At 37.4% G+C, this 24367-nt stretch carries 17 protein-coding genes; 9 read left to right on the top strand and 8 right to left on the bottom strand.

What is annotated here, in order from left to right; all coding sequences use genetic code 11:
• Positions 1-41: 41 nt before the first annotated feature.
• Positions 42-428: a YraN family protein gene (locus CFY84_RS00380; protein WP_088822178.1), complete on the bottom strand. Its 387-nt coding sequence runs from the start codon at positions 426-428 to the stop codon at positions 42-44.
• Between the two features lie 109 nt (positions 429-537).
• Here CFY84_RS00380 and rsmI point away from each other — a divergent pair, with 109 nt between their 5' ends.
• Both rsmI and CFY84_RS00370 read left to right on the top strand, forming a co-directional pair.
• A complete protein-coding gene (gene rsmI / locus CFY84_RS00375) occupies positions 538-1383 on the top strand; it encodes a 16S rRNA (cytidine(1402)-2'-O)-methyltransferase (protein ID WP_088822177.1) in 846 nt (281 codons plus the stop codon).
• Positions 1384-1448: 65 nt separating this feature from the next.
• Positions 1449-2015: a GspH/FimT family pseudopilin gene (locus CFY84_RS00370; RefSeq protein ID WP_143218743.1), complete on the top strand. Its 567-nt coding sequence runs from the start codon at positions 1449-1451 to the stop codon at positions 2013-2015.
• A 1-nt stretch (position 2016) separates the two neighbouring features.
• On the opposite strand, the gene apbC is transcribed toward CFY84_RS00370, so the two are convergent.
• Positions 2017-3174, bottom strand: a complete 1158-nt coding sequence (gene apbC, locus CFY84_RS00365; protein WP_088822175.1) for an iron-sulfur cluster carrier protein ApbC — start codon at positions 3172-3174, stop codon at positions 2017-2019.
• A 124-nt stretch (positions 3175-3298) separates the two neighbouring features.
• Complete coding sequence (locus tag CFY84_RS00360) at positions 3299-3631, bottom strand: hypothetical protein (protein WP_088822174.1); 333 nt, start codon at positions 3629-3631, stop codon at positions 3299-3301.
• Positions 3632-3931: 300 nt separating this feature from the next.
• On the opposite strand from CFY84_RS00360, the gene metG reads away from it, so the two are divergent.
• The 5 genes from metG (at position 3932) to CFY84_RS00335 (ending at position 14484) form a co-directional block, all read left to right on the top strand.
• On the top strand, positions 3932-5983 hold the full coding sequence (gene metG / locus CFY84_RS00355; RefSeq protein ID WP_088823341.1) for a methionine--tRNA ligase: 2052 nt from the start codon (positions 3932-3934) through the stop codon (positions 5981-5983).
• A gap of 488 nt (positions 5984-6471) precedes the next feature.
• Positions 6472-9288 (top strand): ribonucleoside-diphosphate reductase subunit alpha, encoded by a 2817-nt coding sequence (locus CFY84_RS00350; protein ID WP_088822173.1) that lies wholly within the window; start codon positions 6472-6474, stop codon positions 9286-9288.
• A 219-nt stretch (positions 9289-9507) separates the two neighbouring features.
• Positions 9508-10788: a ribonucleotide-diphosphate reductase subunit beta gene (locus CFY84_RS00345; RefSeq protein WP_088822172.1), complete on the top strand. Its 1281-nt coding sequence runs from the start codon at positions 9508-9510 to the stop codon at positions 10786-10788.
• Between the two features lie 767 nt (positions 10789-11555).
• Positions 11556-12914, top strand: a complete 1359-nt coding sequence (locus tag CFY84_RS00340; RefSeq protein ID WP_088822171.1) for an MFS transporter — start codon at positions 11556-11558, stop codon at positions 12912-12914.
• 250 nt (positions 12915-13164) lie between these two features.
• Complete coding sequence (locus CFY84_RS00335; RefSeq protein ID WP_088822170.1) at positions 13165-14484, top strand: aspartate aminotransferase family protein; 1320 nt, start codon at positions 13165-13167, stop codon at positions 14482-14484.
• A gap of 225 nt (positions 14485-14709) precedes the next feature.
• Here the strand turns inward: CFY84_RS00335 and CFY84_RS00330 are convergent, their stop codons facing one another.
• From CFY84_RS00330 to CFY84_RS00320, 3 genes are all read right to left on the bottom strand, one after another.
• A complete protein-coding gene (locus tag CFY84_RS00330; protein WP_088822169.1) occupies positions 14710-14919 on the bottom strand; it encodes a cold-shock protein in 210 nt (69 codons plus the stop codon).
• 145 nt (positions 14920-15064) lie between these two features.
• Complete coding sequence (locus tag CFY84_RS00325) at positions 15065-15295, bottom strand: transposase (protein ID WP_088822168.1); 231 nt, start codon at positions 15293-15295, stop codon at positions 15065-15067.
• Positions 15296-15594: 299 nt separating this feature from the next.
• Positions 15595-15945, bottom strand: coding sequence for a DMT family transporter (locus tag CFY84_RS00320; protein WP_088822167.1), 351 nt, complete (start codon positions 15943-15945; stop codon positions 15595-15597).
• Between the two features lie 120 nt (positions 15946-16065).
• Between CFY84_RS00320 and CFY84_RS00315 the strand changes: the two genes are divergently transcribed.
• Together CFY84_RS00315 and CFY84_RS00310 are read left to right on the top strand one after the other, a co-directional pair.
• Positions 16066-16446, top strand: a complete 381-nt coding sequence (locus tag CFY84_RS00315) for a hypothetical protein (RefSeq protein ID WP_088822166.1) — start codon at positions 16066-16068, stop codon at positions 16444-16446.
• A gap of 3 nt (positions 16447-16449) precedes the next feature.
• The gene (locus CFY84_RS00310; RefSeq protein ID WP_088822165.1) at positions 16450-17610 is read left to right on the top strand and encodes a glutathionylspermidine synthase family protein; all 1161 of its coding nucleotides are present in this window, start codon (positions 16450-16452) and stop codon (positions 17608-17610) included.
• Positions 17611-17649: 39 nt separating this feature from the next.
• Here CFY84_RS00310 and CFY84_RS00305 read toward each other — a convergent pair whose 3' ends face one another.
• Together CFY84_RS00305 and CFY84_RS00300 are read right to left on the bottom strand one after the other, a co-directional pair.
• The gene (locus tag CFY84_RS00305) at positions 17650-18123 is read right to left on the bottom strand and encodes a hypothetical protein (RefSeq protein WP_088822164.1); all 474 of its coding nucleotides are present in this window, start codon (positions 18121-18123) and stop codon (positions 17650-17652) included.
• A 214-nt stretch (positions 18124-18337) separates the two neighbouring features.
• The gene (locus CFY84_RS00300; protein ID WP_171289005.1) at positions 18338-24316 is read right to left on the bottom strand and encodes an SdrD B-like domain-containing protein; all 5979 of its coding nucleotides are present in this window, start codon (positions 24314-24316) and stop codon (positions 18338-18340) included.
• Positions 24317-24367: the final 51 nt, after the last annotated feature.

The following is a 24367-nucleotide window of genomic DNA, read 5'->3' as shown; positions in this document are numbered from 1 at the left end:
TACTCCTTTTTACCACCAACATCTGTTTTATTGACTTTGCATCAAAGCATGAATGCATGCTCAATCCACGCTAGATCATAAGTGAGTGATGAAAAATCTTGCTGTATTATTTTTGCAACATGTTGCTTCATTTGAATACTGATTACATCAAACCTTAAATCATAATTATGATATTGCTCATTTTCTTGTAGAAATACCATGGCGGTTTGAATGATTTTTTGTTGCTTTGATGGTGAGACCATTTCACAAGCCGCTCCATAACGAGTACTGCTGCGGACTTTCACCTCTACAAATACCAACAAAGATTCTTTTTGAATAATCAGATCAATTTCACCATAACGGGCATGGTAATTAGCAACTAAAAGCTCAAAACCATGCTGTTGTACATGTAATTGTGCAACACGCTCACCCCATTGCCCAAGCGTCATTTAAATCACCATCAATCGCTTTGGTCCATGTTGCAATACAACATCCTTTGCCAATTCTGATTTAAAATCAGGTAGACTATACCTTACATTTTCTATGGACGATATCATAATGACTGCTCAATTATTTGTTGTTGCTACACCCATTGGGCATTTAGATGATATGTCATTTCGTGCGATTGAAACATTAAAATCTGTCGATTTAATTGCCGCAGAAGACACACGCCAATCTATACAGCTGTTAAAGCATTTTAATATTCAAACACCGCTCACTGCCTGTCACGATCATAATGAATCACATAAAATTGAAACTTTAATTGAAAAAATGATTGCTGGGCAAAGTATTGCTTTAATTAGTGATGCAGGTACACCGTTAATCAGCGATCCTGGATTTAAACTGGTACGCGCAGCCCAAGCACATGATATTAAAGTGACGCCTGTACCTGGTGCATGTGCTGCAATAGCAGCCTTGAGCGCGGTCGGTCTACCTAGTGACCGTTTCAGCTTTCAAGGATTTTTACCTTCTAAGTCTACGCAGCGTATTGCTGAATTAGAGCGGCTTAAGCATGAAACACAAACATTAATTTTTTACGAAGCACCACACCGTATTTTAGCCTCTCTCAAAGATATGGCATCGGTATTCGGTGCAGACCGCTATATTGGTTTTGCACGAGAAATTACTAAAACATTCGAAACCATTAAAAAAATGCCATTACACCAATTAATTGAGTTTGTTGAACAAGATCATCACCAACAAAAAGGTGAGATTGTCTTGGTTGTAGCAGGCAAAACAGATATTACAGATGTCACAGATGCTAAATTAGATGAAATTATGCAACGTCTTCTTCAAGATTTATCTGTAAAAGCCGCAGCTCAAGTTGCTACAGACTTATTTGGCATTAAAAAGAAAGTGGCGTACCAACGTGCTTTAGAATTAATGCAGCAAAATGATGAGTAATTATCAAGCTATTGATAACACCATCATGCTTTATGTCTAATTATTAATAATACAGCAAAATAAATGTGATTATAATCACATTTATTTCACCCTATTTAAAACGTATGCGATTACATTTTTCATCAGGTTTAACATGGATTGAGTTAACTGTTGTCATTGCATTGATTGCCATCATTACGGCATTAGCAACTCCCTCTTTCGCTATATTTAAAGCAGAACAAGAAAAGAAAGACAGTATGCATCTGATTAAAATTGCTGTTTCTCATGCAAAGCAAGCTACACAGCTCTATCATCATGATGTACTCCTTTGCCCGAGTCAAAATGGCAGAGACTGTTTAAACAAAAATACATGGCAACATGGTCTTTTATTGGTTGAAGACCGCAACAAGAACCGACAAGCCGATGCGACAGAACAAAGACTTTATTTTTTTGCTCAAGATTTACAGTATGGCACACTGACATGGCAAGGCAGCTTGCATAAAAATTTAATCGTTTTTCAATCCGACACTGGATTACCTCGTGGCTATATTGGCAGTTTTAAGTACTGTCATCACCAACAAGAGAATCATTCATATCGAATGACGCTCAGTATGATGGGCCATTTACGCCAAGACGCAAACAGCCGTTGTTAATTTAAAAAATACGATTTTGATCACGCACACGTTGAGGAACTTGCTTTAACTGTTTTAAAGTCTTCTCAGCAATATCAAGATATCGGTCATGTGCTTGATCTTGTACTAATACGCTAGGCTGCCCTAAATCTGCTTGTTGTCGAATACTTGCCAAAAGCGGTAAATGACCAAGAAGTGGAATATTATATTGCGCTGATAACTCATCGCCACCACCTTGTCCAAAAATATGTTCTTCAGTCCCACAGTGTGAACAAACATGTGTTGACATATTTTCAATCACACCAAGTATTGGAATAGACACCCGATTAAATAGTTCAATCCCTTTTACAGCGTCAAGTAAAGCGACATTTTGTGGGGTGGTCACAATAACAGCACCTGTCACTGGAATACGTTGCGCTAACGTCAGTTGTATATCACCTGTCCCTGGTGGCAAATCAATCAATAAAATATCTAAATCTGGCCATAATGTCTGATTAAACAATTGCATTAGGGCGCCTGTGGCTTTCGGTCCACGCCAAGCCACGGGCGTATTATGTGCACCGATTAAATGGCCAATCGATAAAATAGCTAAGCCATGTGCTTCAAGCGGCACAAAATGTTCATTTTCAATAAGGGGCGTTTGCCCTGCATTGCCAAGCATGGTTGGAATACTTGGACCATAAATATCGGCATCCAATACCCCAACTTTTTTTCCTAATTTTTGAAGTGCCAATGCTAAATTGACTGTAGTCGTTGACTTACCTACCCCACCTTTGCCTGATGCAACCACAATAATGTCTTGAATACGTGGATGACTGGCAATTTCAGCTTGTTGTGGAACTGCTTTACGTGATGATCCTGCACTGGCATCTACTGTTGGCGGAACAGGTGGTTTTGATGTTCTTTTTTGCTGAACAATATGCAAATTTAACTCTTCCACGCCATGTGGCAAGAGCAATGCCACCAATTCATCATGAATCTGTTGCAGGATTTTAGACTCTTCAGGCTGGGTATTGATAGTCAGTTGCATACGGCGCTCAGTGAGCTGTATTTCAACCATCCGATCTTTTAGCAGTGCGCCCGATGGCAAAGCATAATGCTGTAACACATGCTGTATGTCTTCTTCATTGACCCCTTGCGCAGGTGAAAACACCGATTTTAATGAAGACAGCCACGACATAATGAATCCTTTTTCAGCATAAATATATTAAAGTTACAGACTTAAAAAAGCCGCTTGCTCATTGTAATGATGATATTACAGAGAACAAACGGCTTTTTTGATTTTTACAGCTCAAAACACACGATTATTTTTTCAAATCATCGATTTTCTGTTTAGCTGCATTTTTTAGATCATCAAATTTTTCGCTAATACTGTCTTTTACTTCTACAGCTTTTTCTTTAGCTTCTTCTACTTTTTCACTGATTGAAGATTGTAGAGAGTCTTTTTTCTCTGCTGCATCATCTTTAAAATCTTCAAATTTTTCCTGACCTTTTTCTTTAGCTTCTTGCGCTTCATGTTTTAAATGTTCAACATGTTCTTCGCCTTTTGCATGTGCTTCTTTTGCTTTTTCTGCTGTTTGATCAGAAATATCAGATGCTTTGTTCTTGAGTTCGTCAATTTTGCTGTTGTCTGTCATGTTATTTTCCTTATTTAAATCACATAAATCTAATTATTTCGCTTCATCTTATAACCTACTCTAATTCATTATTTTTGTGAGTCTTTATTACTAAAAAATGCATATTGATACAATGTGTTTACATTCAAGATTGAATCGCTTTCAACCCAACCTCACCAAAAAACTGCTTCAAGCTTCAAATTGTTAAGCTTGAGCGGAAAAGTCATCTTTTACCTGCAATTTAGACATTCCATTATGCAATCATTTCATAACTCAGGTAAAATCATTATCTTGTAAAAAACCACTGAGAGAATCATGTCTGTGCGCAAAATACTCGTTACCAATGCTCTACCTTATGCCAATGGCTCAATTCACCTAGGTCATATTCTAGGTTATATCCAAGCGGATATTTGGGTACGTGCAATGCGTTCAATGGGTCATGACGTAACATATGTATGTGCAGATGATGCTCACGGTACAGCCATTATGCTACGTGCCGAGAAAGATGGCATACGTCCTGAAATGCATATTGCTGCCATGCAAAAAGAACATGAAGCTGATTTTGCCGCATTTAATATTGCGTTTGATCATTATGATTCAACCCATAGCGACACCAATAAAAACCGTGTTCAAGAAATTTATATAAAAAACCGTGAAGCAGGCCATATTGATGTTCGCCCTGTTACACAACTTTTTGATCCAAAGAAAAACCTCTTTTTATCTGATCGTTTTATTAAAGGCACATGCCCGAAATGTAAAACAGAAGATCAATATGGTGATTCATGTGAAGCATGTGGTACCACATATAATGCCACTGAATTACTTGATCCACGCTCAACTTTAAGTGATGCAACCCCGATCCATAAATCATCTGACCATTATTTCTTTAAATTGCCGCATTTTGAGCAGTATTTACAACAATGGACACGTGACGCAGGCCGTTTACCTGTGTCTATTGCCAACAAATTAGATGAATGGTTTGAAGCAGGTTTAGCTGATTGGGATATTTCTCGTGATGCACCATATTTTGGCTTTGAAATTCCAGATGCACCAAATAAATTTTTCTATGTATGGGTGGATGCACCTGTCGGTTATATGTCAAGTTTTGAAAACTATATTCAGAGCAAACGCCCAGATTTAAGCTTTAATGACTATTGGAAAAAAGACAGTACTGCGGAAGTGTATCATTTCATCGGCAAAGATATTGTCTACTTCCATGCATTGTTTTGGCCTGCAATGTTAGAAGGTGCAGGTTATCGCACCCCGACCACATTATCTGTGAATGGCTTTTTAACCGTAAATGGTCAAAAGATGTCTAAATCACGTGGTACATTTATTAATGCTTCAACATATACTGCCAATTTAAATCCTGAGCAATTACGTTATTACTTTGCATCAAAACTCTCTAATAAAGTTGAGGACTCAGATTTAAACCTTGAAGATTTTTCACAAAAAGTGAATTCTGACTTGGTAGGCAAAGTCGTGAATATTGCGAGCCGTTGTGCAAAATTCATCAACAGCAGCTTTAATGACACCTTATCCGCACAATGTGCTGAACCTGAATTAGTGACACAGTTTATTGATGCAGGACAAAGTATTATTCAAGCTTATGAAGCGCGTGAATTTAGCACAGCAATTCGTCAAATTATGGCATTGGCTGATCAAGCCAACCAATATATTGATGAGAAGAAACCATGGGCATTGGCAAAAATTGAAGGCAACGAACAACAAGTCCATGACGTCTGTTCTGTTGGATTAAACTTATTCCGTCAATTGGCCGTATATTTGGCCCCTGTTCTACCTCAACTTGCAAATGATGTTCAGGCCTTCTTTAATCTTGAAGATTTTAACTTTGCATCAAGAACACAAATATTGGTTAATCATCCAATTTGTAAATTTACACCGCTAATGCAACGTGTCGATAAAAAAGCAATTGAGCAAATGATTGAACAATCAAAAGACTCCTTAACCACAGCACAAGAACCTGCTGCACCTGAAAAAACCAAGACCAAAAAAGCTGCTGTTAAGGACGCTACTCCTGCACAAGATGTCATTTCAATTGATGACTTTAGCAAAATTAACTTGCGTGTTGGAAGAGTATTGGCCGCTCAAACAGTTGATGGTTCAGATAAGCTATTGCAACTCACTGTTGATCTTGGTGAAGCAGAACCTCGTCAAATTTTCAGTGGTATACGTGAGCGATATGCTCCTGAAGCGCTTGTTCAAAAGCTTGTGGTGGTGGTTGCTAATCTTGCACCGCGTAAAATGCGTTTTGGTATTTCAAATGGCATGGTGCTTTGTGCAGGTCAAGGTAAAAACTTGTCTATCATTTCGCCAGATGAGCACGCACAACCTGGCGATGTTGTTTCTTAATTGATCATATATATGCGACGCTGAAACTCAATCGAGTTTCAGTGTCTCATTATGATTTGCTGTGATTCAATCATTGAAATTATTCATCAAAGCATGTCAAACCTAAGAAAAAAACCAATCAATCATATACAACTTTTTACAATCACATCCTTGGGCAAAATAAGCCTAAAAAACAAACGAAACCTCTCTTTTGTGACAAAAAAAAGCCAATAATTTCTTTTAAAATGAGTTATCCACAGTATTATCCCATGCCCTTTTGAACGCTTTTTGCTATGCTATGCAAACTTCTAAAAAACACCATTTACATTGCTTACATAAAGTTTTTTACCGACAACAAATATAAAAAAGTCAAGATTGATCTTCAATAAAAAATCCCGTATCTTGTGTCTAAATTTTTTTTATCTACTAAATATTGTGTTTTCTTCCCATATTGATTATTCATACGCGGTTTATAAACATAACTAGAGAAACAATGGAGCTAAGCTGACATGAGCGTAATCTCATCAACCCCAGGGCAACTACAAGTCATCAAGCGCAATGGCGATGTTGCACCTTTTGATGCTGAAAAAATCTCAGTAGCAATTGGCAAAGCATTTTTAGCGGTAGAAGGTCAGCAAAGTATCGACTCAAGTCGTATACATGATCAAATCACACAGTTAACAGAAGTAGTTGTCGGCACATTTAAGCGCCGTTTACCGTCTGGTGGCACTATTCATATTGAAGAGATCCAAGACCAAGTTGAACTTGCGCTCATGCGTGAAGGCGAACAACGTGTTGCTCGTGCTTATGTGATTTATCGTGATCAACGTACCAATGCACGCCAAAACTTAAATGAACACCATCATCCGACATTACAAATTACCGATAAAAATGGTCAATTACAGCCGTTAAATTTAGCTGAACTAAAAACAGAAATTGAAAAAGCAGCAACAGATTTAGTGGGTATTGATGTTGATGCGATTGTTGAAGAAACCGTTAAAAACTTATACAACGGCGTGAAAGTCAGCGACATTTCAACCACAATGATTATGGCAACACGTACCCGTATTGAGTATGAGCCAAATTATACCTATGTTACTGCGCGCTTATTACGCAATGAACTTGTAAAAACTGGTCTTGAGTTTTTAGGTTTAGATAGCAATACGTCTGAAGCAGATGCCTTAGAAGCATATTTGAAAAAAGGTGCAGAGTTAGAACTTCTTTCACCTGAATTACTGAACTTTGACTTAGAAAAGCTGTCTCAAGCGATTCAACCTGAACGTTCAAACCAATTTACTTATTTAGGTTTACAGACTTTATTTGATCGCTACTTCATTCACTCTAATGGCGTCCGTTTTGAACTACCGCAATTGTTCTTTATGCGTGTTTCAATGGGCTTAGCCCTGAATGAACAAGATCGTGAAGCACGTGCAATTGAGTTTTATAACTTATTGTCAAGCTTTGACTACATGGCATCAACACCAACGCTATTTAACTCAGGTACATTACGTCCGCAACTTTCAAGCTGTTATTTAACCACCATTGATGATGACTTATTCGATATTTACGGTGCCATTCGTGATAACGCAATGCTCTCAAAATGGGCTGGCGGCTTAGGTAATGACTGGACGCCTGTACGTGCGTTGAACTCATATATCAAAGGCACCAATGGTAAATCACAAGGTGTTGTACCCTTCTTAAAAGTGGCAAACGATACTGCTGTTGCGGTAAACCAAGGTGGTAAACGTAAAGGTGCTGTATGTGCTTACCTTGAAACTTGGCATTTAGATATTGAAGAATTTTTAGAGCTTCGTAAAAATACAGGTGATGACCGTCGTCGTACCCATGACATGAACACAGCAAACTGGGTTCCTGACCTATTTATGCAACGTGTGATTGAAGATGGTGAATGGACACTCTTTACACCGTCTGAAACACCTGATTTGCATGATTTAACTGGTGAAGCTTTTGCTACACGCTATGCATATTATGAAAGCATTGCTAAAGAACAGAATCTGTTGCACAAAAAAATACAAGCAAAAGATTTATGGCGCAAAATGTTATCAATGCTATTTGAAACAGGTCATCCATGGATCACATTTAAAGATGTATGTAACTTGCGTTCACCACAACAGCATGTTGGTGTAGTACATTCATCAAACCTATGTACTGAAATCACTTTAAATACAAGCAAAGATGAAATTGCAGTATGTAACTTAGGTTCAATTAACTTAGTGCGCCATATTACCAATGGCAAGCTTGACCAAGCGAAACTCGAACGCACCATTAAAGTAGCTGTTCGTATGTTAGATAACGTGATTGATATTAACTACTACGCTGTACCACAAGCTAAAAATTCAAACATGAAACACCGCCCTGTGGGCATGGGGATCATGGGCTTCCAAGATGCCTTATATGAAATGAATATTGCTTATGGTTCAAACGCAGCGGTTGAATTTGCCGATGCATCAATGGAAGCAATCAGTTATTTTGCCATTCAAGAATCAAGTGATTTAGCATTAGAACGTGGTGTGTATTCTACGTTTAAAGGCTCACTATGGGATCAAGGCATCTTACCAATTGACTCATTAGATATTGTTGCCAAATCACGTCCTGCAAACATGTTTGAAGTTGATCGTACGCAACGTCTAGACTGGGATACTTTACGTCAAAAAGTACAAAAAGATGGTATGCGTAACTCAAATGTGATGGCGATTGCACCGACTGCAACCATCTCAAACATTTGTGGTGTGTCGCAATCGATTGAACCGACGTTCCAAAACCTCTATGTGAAATCAAACTTATCTGGTGAGTTTACAATCATCAACCCATACCTCGTTCGTACCTTAAAAGAACGTGATCTATGGGATGTAGTCATGGTGAATGATCTTAAACACTATGAAGGTTCCGTAGAAAAAATTGCACGTATTCCTGACGACATTAAAGGTCTATTTGCAACTGCATTTGAAATTGAACCGCGTTGGATTGTTGATGCAGCATCACGCCGTCAAAAATGGATTGATCAAGCACAATCACTGAACTTATATATTGGCGCAGCCAATGGTAAAAAACTTGATTTAACTTATAAAATGGCATGGTTACGTGGTCTAAAAACAACGTATTACCTACGAGCACTTGGTGCAACGTCAACTGAGAAATCAACCATTAATACAGGCGCTTTAAACGCAGTGAAAAACACCTCTGCACCTGCTGCACCACAAGCTGCGCCTGCGAAAAAAGAAACTGTAGAAGATGGTTTTGCTCAAGCAGCGCCAGTCCCTGCTGCATGCTCAATTGACAATCCTGATTGCGAAGCATGCCAATAATATTTTAATCCATGCATTAAGACGTTCATTCATGTTCGTCTTAATCATACATACACTGACAATGGGTGAGGAAATTGACCCATTTTCATGTTTGATATATCGATTTTCAAAGTAAAAACACAGCATGTATTTTTGCTTCAATAAAATCAGCGTATAGTAAAGACATCTCCTTTTAAAAGATGTTTTTTTAAAGATAAACACAACGAAGAGAGATTAACTATGTCTATCCTAAGTTGGGACGATTTTGACGATGATTCGAAAAAACAGACTCCAGAGTCCAAACCTGAGACCGTCCAACAGAAAGAAGCGTCTGAACAAAAAGTGGTATCTGACCCGAAACCAGCGCAGAAGAACACTGACCATTCTGGGTATGTTGGAACAAGTGGAACCAGCACAAATGATCAAACCGATTCATTGGTTCGAGCCACAGAATCTTTAAAACATTTAGATGTTGCTCCAGGTCTTGAAGAACTTGAAATGGGTGCAGGTCGTGTGCAAGTTGACGATAAAGCAATGATCAACTGTCGTGCAGACTTGAACCAATTGGTTCCATTTAAATATGAATGGGCGTGGCAGAAATATCTAGATGGCTGTGCAAACCATTGGATGCCACAAGAAGTTAACATGAACCATGATATTGCATTATGGAAGTCTGAAAATGGCTTAACAGATGATGAACGTACCATCATTATGCGTTCACTTGGCTTCTTTTCAACTGCAGATTCATTGGTTGCAAATAACTTGGTACTTGCGATTTATCGTTTGATTACCAACCCTGAATGCCGTCAATATATTTTACGTCAAGGCTTTGAAGAAGCTATTCACACCCATGCTTATCAATATTGTATTGAATCATTGGGAATGGATGAAGGCGAAGTCTTTAACATGTACCGTGAAGTACCCTCTGTCGCACGTAAAGCAGCATGGGGTTTAAAGTATACACAGGCTTTAGGTGATCCAAAATTCACCACAGGTACGCCTGAAACAGATCAAGAATTACTACGTAATTTAATTGCATTTTATTGTGTACTTGAAGGGATCTTCTTCTACTGTGGCTTTACTCAAATTTTGAGTATGGGTCGTCGTAATAAAATGAATGGTGTTGCAGAGCAATTCCAATACATTTTACGTGATGAATCTATGCATGTGAATTTTGGTATTGATATGATCAACCAAATCAAAATTGAAAATCCGCATCTTTGGACTGCAGAGTTCCAACAAGAAGTGATTCAAATGATTCTTGAAGGTACTATTTTAGAAATCGAATATGCACGTGACACGATGCCACGCGGTGTACTTGGTATGAATGCTGCCATGATGGAAGAATATTTGAAATTCATCTGTAACCGTCGTTTAGCACAGCTTGGTTTACCTGAGCAGTATAAAGGCGTGACTAATCCATTCCAATGGATGTCTGAAATGATGGATTTACGTAAAGAGAAAAACTTCTTTGAAACACGTGTCACTGATTACCAAACTGGCGGTGCGTTGAGCTGGTAGCATCATGTATTACACAACCTAAAACATCCCTCCTAACATTCTTCGGATGATAGGAACAAAGGCTGATATACCAAAGTTATATCAGCCTTTTATTTTCAGAGAATATCAAAACATCAATAAAATAATAAATTTCAATTTAAAAAGTATAGGTGCTTAAAAGACTAACCGCTAAACACTAACAAGCAATAAAAGAAGTAATTTTCTTCATTCCCATGTTTGAGATTATTGCATCATTTATTAAACTTACCCTTCACCTCTTTAAGCTGTTTAATTCATTTTAAAATGCACAACACTGTATCTCATAACCTATTATAATTTTTTGATTAAAGTCTTATTATTGTGCAAAGTGACGGTGAGAATCTTCAATTTCAAAATCTATTTTTATTGATTTAGCGTATTTTGCGCAATTAAGCCAAGAGTAAGCATGTCAAATTATTTACTAATATTAAAAATTTGATTTATATCAATAATTTTCAAAAACACCTTCACTCATAAATATAGCAGAATTACATATTTGAATTTTAAGATATTTTTAACAAATGGTTGATAAAACATCATAAGAATATTTTTAAAGCAATTGTGAGTATATTCTTACAATACGATGCCATTGCTCATGGTTCTTTCATAAAGAATTCATAAGTGAAATTATTACAAGTAAATAGAAGCGTCTTCTATTGAGTGATTATATTAATTGAATTAAAAGTCGTTAACCTGATAACAGTTATTGACTTAAATGGAAGTTATCGACTTAATTCGGGAGCTGTTAATTGATTTGGAAAGCAACACATCACAAACTCGCTTTAGGTTGCTCATTAATAAGCATCTTTCTAATTTTTTTAGATACTACCATTGTTAATTTAGCTTTACCTATTATTGAACATAGCTTTAGAACTTCTAGATATGCAATAGAATGGATCATTAATGGTTATACGATTTCTTTTGCGGCTATACTTTTAGGTGCTGGAGCACTTACTGATTTTTTTGGTATTAAAAATATTTTTTTAATTGGTTTATTCATATTTGCTTTCTCATCAGTAGGATGCGGATTGTCCCATACCATAAACTTTTTAAATGGATTTAGAGTCTTACAAGGTATTGGTGCCGCCTTAATATTACCTAGTAGTTTAAAATTAGCGACTAGAGGTATTTTAGAGCAAGATAGAAAACTCATTATTTCATATTGGGCCGCTGCAGGAGGATTAGGACTCGCTATGGGTCCTTTTTTAGGTGGTGTTTTAATTAGTATATTTGATTGGTATTCAATTTTTTTCATTAATATTTTTATATGTCTTCCAATTTTAATCTATATCTTTTTTTACTTCCCTAAAGAAAAGCCAAACTTTAAATTCAAATTTGACTTTTTAGGTCAAATACTTCTATCTTCTTCGTTAGCCTGTCTTATTTTCTTTTTTGTTGAATTACCTAACCTCGGATTGACAAGCTATATAGTTCAAACATCGTTTTTAATTTTTTTTATAACTATTAGTACATTTATTATTTATGAAAGAAAAATTGCTAACCCACTTTTGCCAATCCAAATTTATAAAAACTTAAATATATTAATAACATCTCTACAAGGTTTTCTGTTTAACTTCATGTTTTATGGAATTTTATTTACCCTAACATATTATTATTTTGGATATCTTAAATTATCAATATTATATAGCGGTATCGCTTTTCTACCTTTTACGGGGTTCGTTGTCATAGGTAATCTTTATTCTCATAAAATGAGTAAAAAATATGGTGACTTAAAGACCTTGCAAATAGCAAACTGCTTTATTTTATTGAGCATACTCATTATTGTGATGAGTTTGTATTTTAAATTGAATGAAACTATCTTGTTTGTGGTTTTACCTATAATTGGTTTATCTTCAGGCTTAATCGTTCCAATACTTACCTCACAGGTGTTACATGGAAGTGTAAGCACATTACATGGAAGTATATCTGCAGGTTTTAATACATTACGCCAATTAGGTGGTGCAGTTGGCATCGCAATTTTTGGACCCCTCTTAGGATTAAAACAAGATATGTTAACAGGCATAGTTATTTGTTTTATTTTATGTAGTATCTCAGCGTTAATCTCTTTGGTCAGTAACTTTTTCATCAAAAAACCAACTACTACTTAAATAATATTTGGATATGCATAACCTGTGTTTGAGTCAATTTTACTAATCTCTCATATCAACTAACTAAATGACTTACAAGAATATTCTAAAGGACAGACCTACATTCTAATGTATGGATGATAAGTAAGTTTTATATCAGATCAACAACACCATCCAACCACTTATAAGCAATACTGTTACGGTTATATTGTATTCTTATATAAAAAAGGATAGTTTTTAAATAAGGACAATTAAGCACAAGGAAAATGCCATGTCAGAAAATGCTCCGTACTCCACTGTCCATTGGATGCCATTTAGCAGCAACCGTGGTTTTAGACAAGACCCACGTGTTATTGTTTCAGCAAAAAATCATCACTTGGTCGATCACACAGGAAGAACCATCTACGACTCTTTATCAGGTTTATGGACCTGTGGCGCAGGCCATACTAGAGATGAGATCCAACAAGCTGTCTCTAAGCAACTTTCGACTTTAGATTACTCGCCTGCTTTTCAGCATGCCCATCCTTTATCTTTTGCATTGGCAGACAAAATTGTCGAATTGATGCCTGAAAAATTAAATCATGTGTTTTTTACTAATTCTGGTTCTGAATGTGCAGATACTGCTGTCAAAATGGCCAAAGCATATTGGCGGATTCAAGGTAAACCTAGCAAAACCAAATTTATTGGTCGCATGAAAGGCTACCATGGTGTGAATTTGGCAGGTACCAGTTTAGGTGGCATCGGTGGTAACCGAAAAATGTTTGGACAATTTTTAGATGTCGATCATTTAAGCCATACCTTACAAAAAGACTGCCTATTCACTCGCGGTATGGCTGAAACTGGTGGCATTGAGCTGGCCAATGAAATGCTTAAACTGATTGAACTGCATGATGCATCAAATATTGCTGCGGTCATTATTGAGCCTGTATCGGGCTCAGCAGGTGCGATTGTTCCACCACAAGGGTATTTAAAACGATTACGAGAAATTTGTGATCAGCATGATATCTTATTAATTTTTGATGAAGTCATTACTGGCTTTGGGCGGCTTGGACATTGGACAGCTGCAGAATATTTTGATGTAACACCTGATATTTTAAATTTCGCAAAGCAAGTCACCAATGGCTCAATTCCATTAGGTGGTGTTGTTGCAAGTTCAGAAATATATAATGCCTTCATGGAACAAGATACTCCTCAACATATGGCTGAATTTGCACACGGTTATACCTACTCTGCCCATCCAGTGGCTTGTGCAGCAGCTTTGGCAACGCTTGAACTACTCAAACAAGAACAGTTAATTGATCAGGCTAAAAATTTAGCACCTCAATTTGAGCAACTGATTCATCAGTTAAAAGGTACTTCGCACATCACTGATATACGAAACTGTGGCTTAATTGGTGCATTACAAATCGAGCCTCGAGATGGTGATCCAACAATCCGCCCCTATGAAATGGGTATTAAACTTTGGGAAGCTGGATTCTATACGCGATGCAGTGGCGATACGATTCAGTTTGGCCCAATGTTTAACAGCAAAATTGAAGACTTAGAACGTTTGTTTCATGTGGTGGGAGATCATTTACACCAATTAGACTAATGCTCTATTCACCAGTCATTTAAGATTAGATCAATCCTTTTAAATGACTGGAATGCTTCATATCACTCAAATTTATATCTATTTGAATTTAGATTACAACTTTACTTATATGTATCTATTTATTTTTATTAAAAATGTATTTATCTATAGCATTTAAAACGCTTAGACATAAAAAAACCCACTAACTGGTGTTAATGGGTTTTTAAAGCGATTAAATCAGACCAATTATAATGGAACGATATTCTCAGCTTGTAATCCTTTTTGGCCTTGAGCAACAGTAAATTCTACATGTTGACCTTCAGCTAGGCTTTTGAAGCCATCAGATTTAATGTTTTTAAAATGAGCAAATAGATCTTGGCCATCTTGAGTTTGAATAAATCCGAAACCTTTTGTATCGTTAAACCATTTAACAACACCAGTTTGTACATTTGACATATTTATGTCCTCTTTCTAGTAAAAACTAGAAGATTGAAATCTCAACTTAGTAACGTAGAACTTTTAATAGATACTGCGTAATAAATATACTGAAGAAACAAAATTCTAGTGGGTAAAAATACAGCGGTAATACTGTCTTTATGAATTAAATTAACTTATACATTTGATTCAATGCGGTGTAAAAACTTTTTCCATCTAAATTTAAGCTGACTTCTTGGCCGGACTCTAAAAGAACTTTTTTACCAACTTCAACACTGATCACACCAGCTGAAGTATTTTGTCGCTTTTCATTCGGGATAATTTTTACATTAATTTCATCGCCATTTATGGCGATAGCTATACGGTTTACAATCTTTTCCAATTTATACCAATTCATGCGCACTTAAACATATGCGCTATTTTCGTAATAGTGAATACTGTCTGAAAGTTGCCAATTAAAAAACAAATACATTAAATTTTTTCTGAAACGCGTCTGCGTATTCAATAAAAGCTACTGTATAGGTTAAACGCTATAAAAGCAATCAACTTTACATAAATAATGTGATGTTAATCACTTTGAACATGATCAGCTACAATTTAGTGTCTAGGGCGTATGGTCAACTATGATGAAAAGCTACTCATTTGGTTGAATTTCCCATTCACTTTATACCATGTCGCCTTTCTATCAATCTCTGCCTAACTTGAACTTTCAGAAAAAAACTCAAGAATAACAACACCAATCACAATAAAACCAATCCCAAGATAAGCTGGCGTAGTTAACTTTTGTCCAAGGAAAAAGTGCGAAACCACCACACAATCAATGGTCCCTAACCCACCCCATAATGCATAAACAATACCTGTCGGTAAATACTTTAGTGCCATTCCTGCAAATACAAAGGTAATGGCATAGCAAATTAAACTCAATATGGTCGCTTTATGATTGGTAAAGCCATTAGATTGCGTCAAAAAAAACATCATTAAAACATCAACAAGGATAATGCCAAGCAAATACAGATATCCGATATTTGAAACAATGTGTACACGCATAAAATTCTCAAATTAAAGCTGATTTCTGACTGTACTTTATTATGGCGTACAAATAAGATAGGTATTTTATAATTTTTAATATTTATTTAAATTGAATATATCTCTAGGGGCTTTGAGCATATGCGAACCAAAAAGTTGTCGCTTGTTGTTGTTCCACTCCTGTTAACTGCATGTAGTCAAAATAATGTACTTTTACAAGATGTTTATGACAATCAGTACAGCTGCCAACAAGACTGGCACCCTGATTTATGTGAAAAACAATCGACTTCATACTCAGGCGGATGGAGTGGTCAAAGCACCTATATTGGACCACAATATTATCAAAACATTCGCCGAGTACGCTATTTGGGTAGAGTGGTTAAAGCAACTGGCAGACATCAGCAAGGTAATCCTATTATTTCTAAAACAATTAACCCAAATGCAAAATCAAAACCGATTGCACGTCGTGGTTTTGGCAATACAGTCAGTACACATCCAAGCTCAGGCTCAGGTGGTGGATAAACCATGAAACGAGTCATATTACCAAAACGAGAGCAGTGGCAAACCGCACATACAGAGATTGGGTTTGATTACTTTAATCTTCCTTCACGAGATGGTTCACTTTATTGGTCTGAAGGAGTTGCTTATGAGTTTACTTTAAAGCAAATTGAGCAACTTGAAGATGCATCGAATGAGCTCCACCAAATGTGTCTCCATGTTGTGACTGATATGATTCAACGTGGTAATTATCCCAACTATTTTCAGCTTCCAAAAGAAGCCATTTCCTCAATTGAACAAACCTTTAAAAACAAAGCGCCAACGCTTTATGGACGTTTTGATTTTGCCTATGACGGTGAAGCCATCAAAATGTTGGAATATAATGCAGACACGCCAACAGGATTACTTGAGGCATCTGTTGCGCAGTGGTTGTGGATTGAGCAAGTTAAAAATATTCCTCATCGCGATCAATTTAATCGGATTCATGAAGCACTTATTGAACAATGGAAATTACTTTATACCCCTCAAACCACTGTACATTTTGCAGCGTCTCAAGCAGCAGGACGTGAAGATTGGGGAAATTTAGAATACTTGATGGATACTGCTTTTCAAGCAGGTTTAAACGTCAGTGAACTTGCCATCGAAAACATCGGTTGGGATGGTGAAAACTTCGTCGATCTTACTGACCAAACAATAAAACACCTATTCAAATTGTATCCTTGGGAATGGATTTGGAATGAGCCATTTTCTAAGCATATTCAACAGCAAAATGAATGGATAGAGCCATGCTGGAAAATGTTACTGTCCAATAAAGCCATTTTAGTTGAACTCTGGAAACACTTTCCACATCACCCACTGCTTGTAGAATCACATGCGTTTGATCCACATGCAAACTATGCTGGCAAATGGGTTCGTAAACCTATCTTATCTCGTGAAGGTGCGAATATCCGTATTATTCAAGATAATCTAGATTGTGGTGAGGCATCAGGAAGTTTTTATTTCCAAGATTATGATCAAGCAGGCTATGTAATGCAGCGCTGGGTCGATACACCATTACACCAAGGTATGTTGCCCACCTTAGGTTTATGGATGGTTGGTGATACATGTGCTGGTTTGTCATTACGCGAAGATGTATTTGATGTCATTGGTAATGATGCACATTTTGCAGCACATTATTTTATTGAATAATTTGGTATATAAAAAAAGCTGTCTCTAGACAGCTTTACGTTAAATTTGATGTATAGCAACTCGTTTCATATAAAATACCAACCGAGTAAAAAATAAGACTTGCAAGAAAATAGTAAATGCTGAAATACACCATTCATACCAATCATCAAATGCTGTGCCATAGAGGTTCAGCATATAATACAATCCCAATAAAATCAGTCCAAATACTACCCCTGCAACGGTTGTTTGAACCAAAATAGGAAAAGAAAGTGCGGTAATTCGTCCTAAAAAATGTTGTCCTTGATCACCACCATTGGCCTGATATGCGCGTTGAATTCCAAATACAATAATCGTGATTGTAATAATGCTTTCAACACCAATTACCCGTAGATCAATATATGGGGAATACATTCCATAATAATATACAAGGGTCACCAAAACTGCTGTCACCAAGTAATAGTTTTTATAATGCTTTTTATCTAGCGTATTATTTGATAATTCATGGGCTAAAGCTTTGGTATTCCAAAAATACATTACTTTATAATCTCACGTTGATGACTCAATATACTTTACTGATCAAATATGAAAAGTAAATGTTAAATTTGAAAAACAATAACTTAAACCAACTGCTTCCGATTCACATCATCATCGATGACATCAGAATCGTTGTTGCAATTTAATCAACTTTTGAATGATTATATCGCATCAATTCACCTAGCTATTTTTTTAAATATGTATCAATAGCAGCCTAGTTTTGGTATTTTTTAAAGATGTCTTCATCAAACTTAAATCTAAAACGAACATAAGCACCTTGTAAGGTAGTATTACTTTCGATTAAATCGTCATCTTTATATCCTGAAAAGTTATATCCTGCAGAAACCCATAAGTTTGCAGCCACCAAATAACCAACTTCTGCACCCAACAAAATACGCTGTCCTGAGCTTACATTAGACCACAATGCACCTGCATGAATGCCTGCATCCCATCGATCATTAATATCGTACATCGTGCGTGCGCTGAGCATATGCGTCATTCCACTAGATTCTAATCCTGAAAACGTGGTATTCACATTTTTAACAGCATATTGACCTGAGATGGTCCAATCTTTAGTGGGATGATAATTTACATGATTTGATAAAATGTAAACATGTTTTAAATACGGATTATTTAAATCAGTTTGGTTACGATCATAACGATACTCAACTTTGGATAATGCATCAAAGCGATTCTGCTCAGTTTCACGATAAGCAAGCCCCAACTGAAAGCGATCAACCAAACGGTCTCCACTGCTTGTATTTTTGCTGTCTGTATGGCTTAAAATATTTTTGGCCAATAAAGTGACATCTTCTGAATATTTATAAGCCAATCCGAGCGTATTGAGTAAAGTGTTGGCTTGGTCTGACCAACGCGCTTCTAGCCGCGCCACAGTTTTCCAATTTGGATTTTTGAGGTATTCGAGCCCCAAAGATGCCGCTGTACTTTCTGAATTGCTGTTATTGGTATTCGAGAGTGCTTTGGTTTTCTCAAAGCTTGCATTGGCATAAACGCCTTTTTCAAGCTCCCAACGGTTACGTAAACCTAATGCCGCTTCGGCTTCACGTGCACTAATTGCATCACGTACTCGGTATTCACTAAATGCTGTACCGTTGTTGTTGTATTTACTATCAATACCAAACACGGTGACATTTTGACGTTGATTGCTGTTTAAATCATATAAACTATTTAAACTTGATACCAACTCGTGACGACCATATGCTCTGAGTTTAGAGTTAATTTGATAATTGGCACCTAAAGCAACATTACGGCGATCCGTTGTAACAATATCTTGCTCATATTCAGCAAACACATTTGAACCCTGCCAAGGCAACTGGCTGGTCACTCTCGTTCTCAAGGTCACACCATGATAATTACTGATCGGTGCTGTGCTTAATAAACCCTGTATGGCTGATGTATCATAGTATTTCAGCCCCAGCTCAAGCGCAATAATTCGATTGATTGCACGTTCAATACTGGCAGACATGCCTTGATTGACACCACTTAATTGGTCTTCTGTTCGAATAGCTTCAAGTTTAGCCAAGCCAACTTTATGAACTTGCATACGGGCTTTAAAGCCACTTTCTTTACGACCAGCAGTGACAGGTGCAGCTAAATTATAAAAGCCAATATCCGCTTGATTATGGTAAAGCTTTAAATCTAAATCTTTATAAGCATAAGTTAATTCAACACGTGCTGCATCCCCTGATAATTTGCCTGATGCATCGGGTTGCACTCGACTTTGTGTACTGCTAGTAAAGTCGCTGTATATATTTTCTGAACGTGCATATTCTGCAATAAACTTACCTTGATCATTGGCAAATTTAACCACTGTGTTTATGCTTGCCAACTGATCTTGTGTCAGTGGGTTGTCACTTTTGACATAAGATGCGCCGACTTTGCTTTGCTTATTGATTTTCATTGAGCCTGATACACCACCCACAAGGTATTTTTCACCCCCTTGGTCAGACTCCACCGTAACCCGTAAATAAACAGGATTTAAATCGGCATCGACGCTTGAAACAGGTTCTTTTAAATAAATACTGTTACTAAAAGAATCCACTTCATAATCGGTAAATCGGCTTAATGTAGTTCGAGCAATAATCAGTCCAGCATTATTCCGATCACGCGTGATAATCTCAACTTTTTCACTGTTGTCACGAATGTCTTCAACCGACATACCGCCTAAACTGTAAGGTCCTGAAATACCAATCGCACGTTGTTCATTCACCACTTGTTGGGTATTGGTACTTGCAGCAAATGCAGTCACTTTATATTGATCTGTTTCAACGGCACTACGAAGCCCTGTCAAAGATCGGTTATATTGCCCTAAAGACAAACCTTCATCATTTTCAGTCCGTGTCACATAATCCCCATACATGGCATATGAACGGCCTTTATCGACACGTACATACAGTTTACTGGTCGATTGCGCATCAAACCCTTTCGTCGCAGAATCACCATACACCGGATAATATTCATCTGGGCGTATATCACGGAACAAACGCTGGTTTTTATCTTTGTCTGAGTCATAGGCTAAAGTCAGTAAATAATCGCCCTTCACCTGACCTTTTAAAAAAAGTGCTGCTCGCCCATTGGTGGTACGCTGCCCCTGATTTGATGATGAAATCTCACTGAGCTCTTCTTCAAAACCATCATTTGATGCATTTAAACCTGCACCTTTTGGATCAAATTTTTTAAAATTGACTGAGCCTTCAACCAAGCCGACCGCAATAATTGGTCGTAAATCAGGTAAAAAGCGTATCGGCGTACTGGCATGAAAAATACCACTTTCTACCGATAAAATTCCTTCACCTGCTTCAATTGGCGCAATAATCGGGACAACTAATCGACCGCCTTCCACAAAAACTTGCACACCTGCTTGTTTAGGATCGACATCAACAAGATCAATCTTACCAATGGAACTGTCTAAGGTAATGGGTGTACGACTAGAGATTGGCGTACCATGACGATCCACAAGATTTAATACCACATTCAAACGGTCATAACCGTTGGCTTGTACTGATGTTTTGTTTGGTTCAAGCTGTAATTTATCCAATTGATCAGGCGCAACCACGTCAATGCGTTTGCTGTCTCGGATATTCCCCATTTGGTCCACTTGACGTGCTTCAATGGTATTACGACCTACTTGCAGATCAATACCAATAAAATCTAAGCCATATACCTGCGAGCTTGGTAACACTGCACGTTTACCAATTCGTTTTTCTGGGATTTGTTGACCATTCACCCATAATTCAAGATATGTGCCCATTACCCCTTTCAGTTGCACTGATGTTTGCGGGTATGCCAAGATTTGTTGGTCTTTTAGATTCAATATTTCTAATTGATTGTTGCTTGCCTGTTCTAATGCTGTTTCCAAATTGACTGATTTTTCAGCTGCTTGAGGTTCATTGACCACATGATGTGGTGCAGTCAATGTTTGAGGTGTCAGCTCTACATGTTTAATGTTGTCACGCTGTTCTTTAGAAAAATCAAGATTACAATTGGCTGCAAACCCTTGTGCTGAAATACATCCACTGGCTGGCTGCCCACGAACATCACTGACCTTAGAAAAAATTGGGTCTTGTGTTAAATCCGAGCGTAAAATTTGCTCTAAGTTGGTATTGTCATGCTCGATTTTCTTTTTACGCGCTAATATTCGCTCTTTTAAAGATTGTGAACATGTCAAAGTATCATCGACCAAAGCAAAATCTGCACGATGTAATTCACCACGTTTTAGATCAATAAAACGACTGTTTGGATCACCAGCTTGACGATTACTGATTACACTTAATTGTGATGATGCAGGTAAACTGGTACGGTCAACTTTTAAAACGTGCGTTTTTGCACTAATCCCATAAAAGTCATATTTACCTTCGCTGTCTGTAATTACATAACTGCCATCTTCAAGATACAGTCTTACCTCTGGGACACCTATTTCACCGACATCTTGCACACCATTGTTATTACAGTCATTAAATATTTTACCAATGATAAAGCCATCTGAAATCAATGCACCAGGAATCACTTCCACTGCAGCCATGGCTTCATTCGACGCTGTCCCTTGAGCATCTTTCGCACGGACACGGTTAATGCCATCCCCATTTAATGCATTCGGGCCAATATAAACACGGTACTGTACTTTAACTTCTTTATTTGGTGTTAAAGTCCCTAATCCCAATTTTAAATAAGGTCCTTTACCACCGACTGGGTCTGCAACTTTACTACCATCTACACGCATTGACCCTTGCATGTAAATAAAGCCTCTTGGCAACGTATCAGTGATTGCCACATCAGTTGAATCTGCTGTCCCACGGTTGGCAACTGTTACGGTATATTCTTCAAATTCACCAACTTCTGCTGTTTTACTTGATGCTGCTTTTTTCACAAATAACGATGCATTGGCAGCTGAAAGTACAGGGTCAATTGGAATATCAATATTTAGCGCAGGATCACCATGATTTAATGTAAATTGTCCAGCATAAGACCAGTTTAAATCTACGGCTTTATCTGCAGAAAAACTTGGGTAAACATTGCGATCACTGACAAATGTATAACTGGTACTACCAGAGATGGTTTTGGTATCTACCACTAAACTGTATGTACCCGCCTGTACAAGCGGATAAACAAATTCGCCTGCGCTATTGGTGACTTGTGTGGCTGGAATTGAAATTAAATCGCCTGTTTCAATATTTGTTTTAAATGCAACGCCATCAGCCACAGGTTGACCACTTTGATCTAACAAAGTAACTGTTGCACCAGCCACAGGCAATCCTGTTTTTGCATCAAATACAATGCCATATGGATCAATCAAGACATTGGTATTAACATCAGCAATACTTTCTGTGGACTGTCCTTGTGCATCAATACAATCGGTTAAACTGACATTCACTTGATCTCGTTTAACGGTTTGTAATACAGCATCATACGGAATGCCTGTATTCGCCAATGTTGTTGGCAAACTATAATGAAAGACGCCTGTATTCACTCCAGTTTCTACACCCAGCACATCTTCAATATCACCTGTTTTACTCGACTTTAATCGAATTTTTACGCGGTCAACCACATCACGGCTAATATTACAGCTCGCATTTTTCGCTTCAATATTTAATGCGTTATTTACACTTCCAGTGGCTAATACATTTTTAAAATTACTGGATGTATTGGAAATTTGGGTCGAACCTGTTACCACTGTATTTGCAACATTAGAGACCGCATCTTTTTGGCGATCCCCTATGGCATAAGCAACTTTATAACTATTTTTAATCGTGGTTTGGGCAATGTTATTATTCATTGTCACCACAAGATTGACTTGTTCTGAACTATTGGCTGCAATTTGTGGAAAACCCACCACAAGCTGGCTAATTTGTGTCAAATCATTGGGTGCAACTGTACTGTATGTATTGCTGGTCAGCTTATATAAAAGCTTGGCTTGAGCATTTTGAGCTGAAGCAGATTTAAATGTCGTATTGGGAGGCAAGTCATCCACCAACAACACCATTTTTTGTAATTGACCATCTACCATCACATCAATGGGTTTGGCAGTTTGCTTACTGTCGTTGGTCACATTTAAGGTGTAATTTAAATCAAAATTTGCTGTTGCAGATGGGGTGAAGGTTGCCTGCTGTACAGTGACGCTTGCAATTAAGTTTGCGCCATAACTCACAGCACTGTCCGTGGCTGTTGCTGTAACTTGGTTGTCTTCAACCACTGTGGCTTTAATCGGTAAATTAAATTGTTGCCCTTCAGTGAGATCAGAACTCGTGGTGGCGACCACCCATAAATTTACACTTTGTCCAATTTGTAAGGCAACAGAGGTCACTAACTCTTGGTCTGTTGAATCAAATTGACCATCTTTATTTGAATCAATATAAATTTTTGTATTGTTAAACGCACTTATTGCAAGTGCTTCAATTTGAACTTGAACAGGTGCATTACTATTGTTAGATAATGTATTTGCCCAAATCACCCGTGTATTGGGTTCAGTCTCTAGTATCGGTGGATTGGTTAGTGTAATCGCATATAGTGCAGAAACATTGACTTCTACAGCATTTGACACAGATTGTTGTTGATTGCTATTGGCATCAAAATAACTGGCATACGCCACATTTTGAATTGATGTGCCCACGCTCGGTACAGTTAAAGCATGACTGTTCTGAGCAGACAATATAGATATTGTCAACGTAGATAGCATGAAAGATATGTTTTGACATACTTTGATTTTTTTCTGTCGTTGCACAGCGCT

It is taken from the genome of Acinetobacter apis, assembly GCF_900197575.1.
GTDB classification, from domain to species: domain Bacteria; phylum Pseudomonadota; class Gammaproteobacteria; order Pseudomonadales; family Moraxellaceae; genus Acinetobacter; species Acinetobacter apis.
The sequence above is the reverse complement of the archived record's forward strand: the minus strand, read 5'-3'. Positions and strand labels throughout refer to the sequence as shown.

Coding starts and splice junctions, on each gene's coding strand:
- CFY84_RS00310 (WP_088822165.1), top strand. CDS start 16,450: ATGAAACGAGTCATATTACCAAAACGAGAGCAGTGGCAAACCGCACAT.
- CFY84_RS00305 (WP_088822164.1), bottom strand. CDS start 18,123: ATGTATTTTTGGAATACCAAAGCTTTAGCCCATGAATTATCAAATAAT.
- CFY84_RS00320 (WP_088822167.1), bottom strand. CDS start 15,945: ATGCGTGTACACATTGTTTCAAATATCGGATATCTGTATTTGCTTGGC.
- CFY84_RS00380 (WP_088822178.1), bottom strand. CDS start 428: ATGACGCTTGGGCAATGGGGTGAGCGTGTTGCACAATTACATGTACAA.
- rsmI (WP_088822177.1), top strand. CDS start 538: ATGACTGCTCAATTATTTGTTGTTGCTACACCCATTGGGCATTTAGAT.
- apbC (WP_088822175.1), bottom strand. CDS start 3,174: ATGTCGTGGCTGTCTTCATTAAAATCGGTGTTTTCACCTGCGCAAGGG.
- CFY84_RS00360 (WP_088822174.1), bottom strand. CDS start 3,631: ATGACAGACAACAGCAAAATTGACGAACTCAAGAACAAAGCATCTGAT.
- CFY84_RS00335 (WP_088822170.1), top strand. CDS start 13,165: ATGTCAGAAAATGCTCCGTACTCCACTGTCCATTGGATGCCATTTAGC.
- CFY84_RS00325 (WP_088822168.1), bottom strand. CDS start 15,295: ATGAATTGGTATAAATTGGAAAAGATTGTAAACCGTATAGCTATCGCC.
- CFY84_RS00315 (WP_088822166.1), top strand. CDS start 16,066: ATGCGAACCAAAAAGTTGTCGCTTGTTGTTGTTCCACTCCTGTTAACT.
- CFY84_RS00350 (WP_088822173.1), top strand. CDS start 6,472: ATGAGCGTAATCTCATCAACCCCAGGGCAACTACAAGTCATCAAGCGC.
- CFY84_RS00345 (WP_088822172.1), top strand. CDS start 9,508: ATGTCTATCCTAAGTTGGGACGATTTTGACGATGATTCGAAAAAACAG.
- CFY84_RS00330 (WP_088822169.1), bottom strand. CDS start 14,919: ATGTCAAATGTACAAACTGGTGTTGTTAAATGGTTTAACGATACAAAA.
- CFY84_RS00300 (WP_171289005.1), bottom strand. CDS start 24,316: ATGCTATCTACGTTGACAATATCTATATTGTCTGCTCAGAACAGTCAT.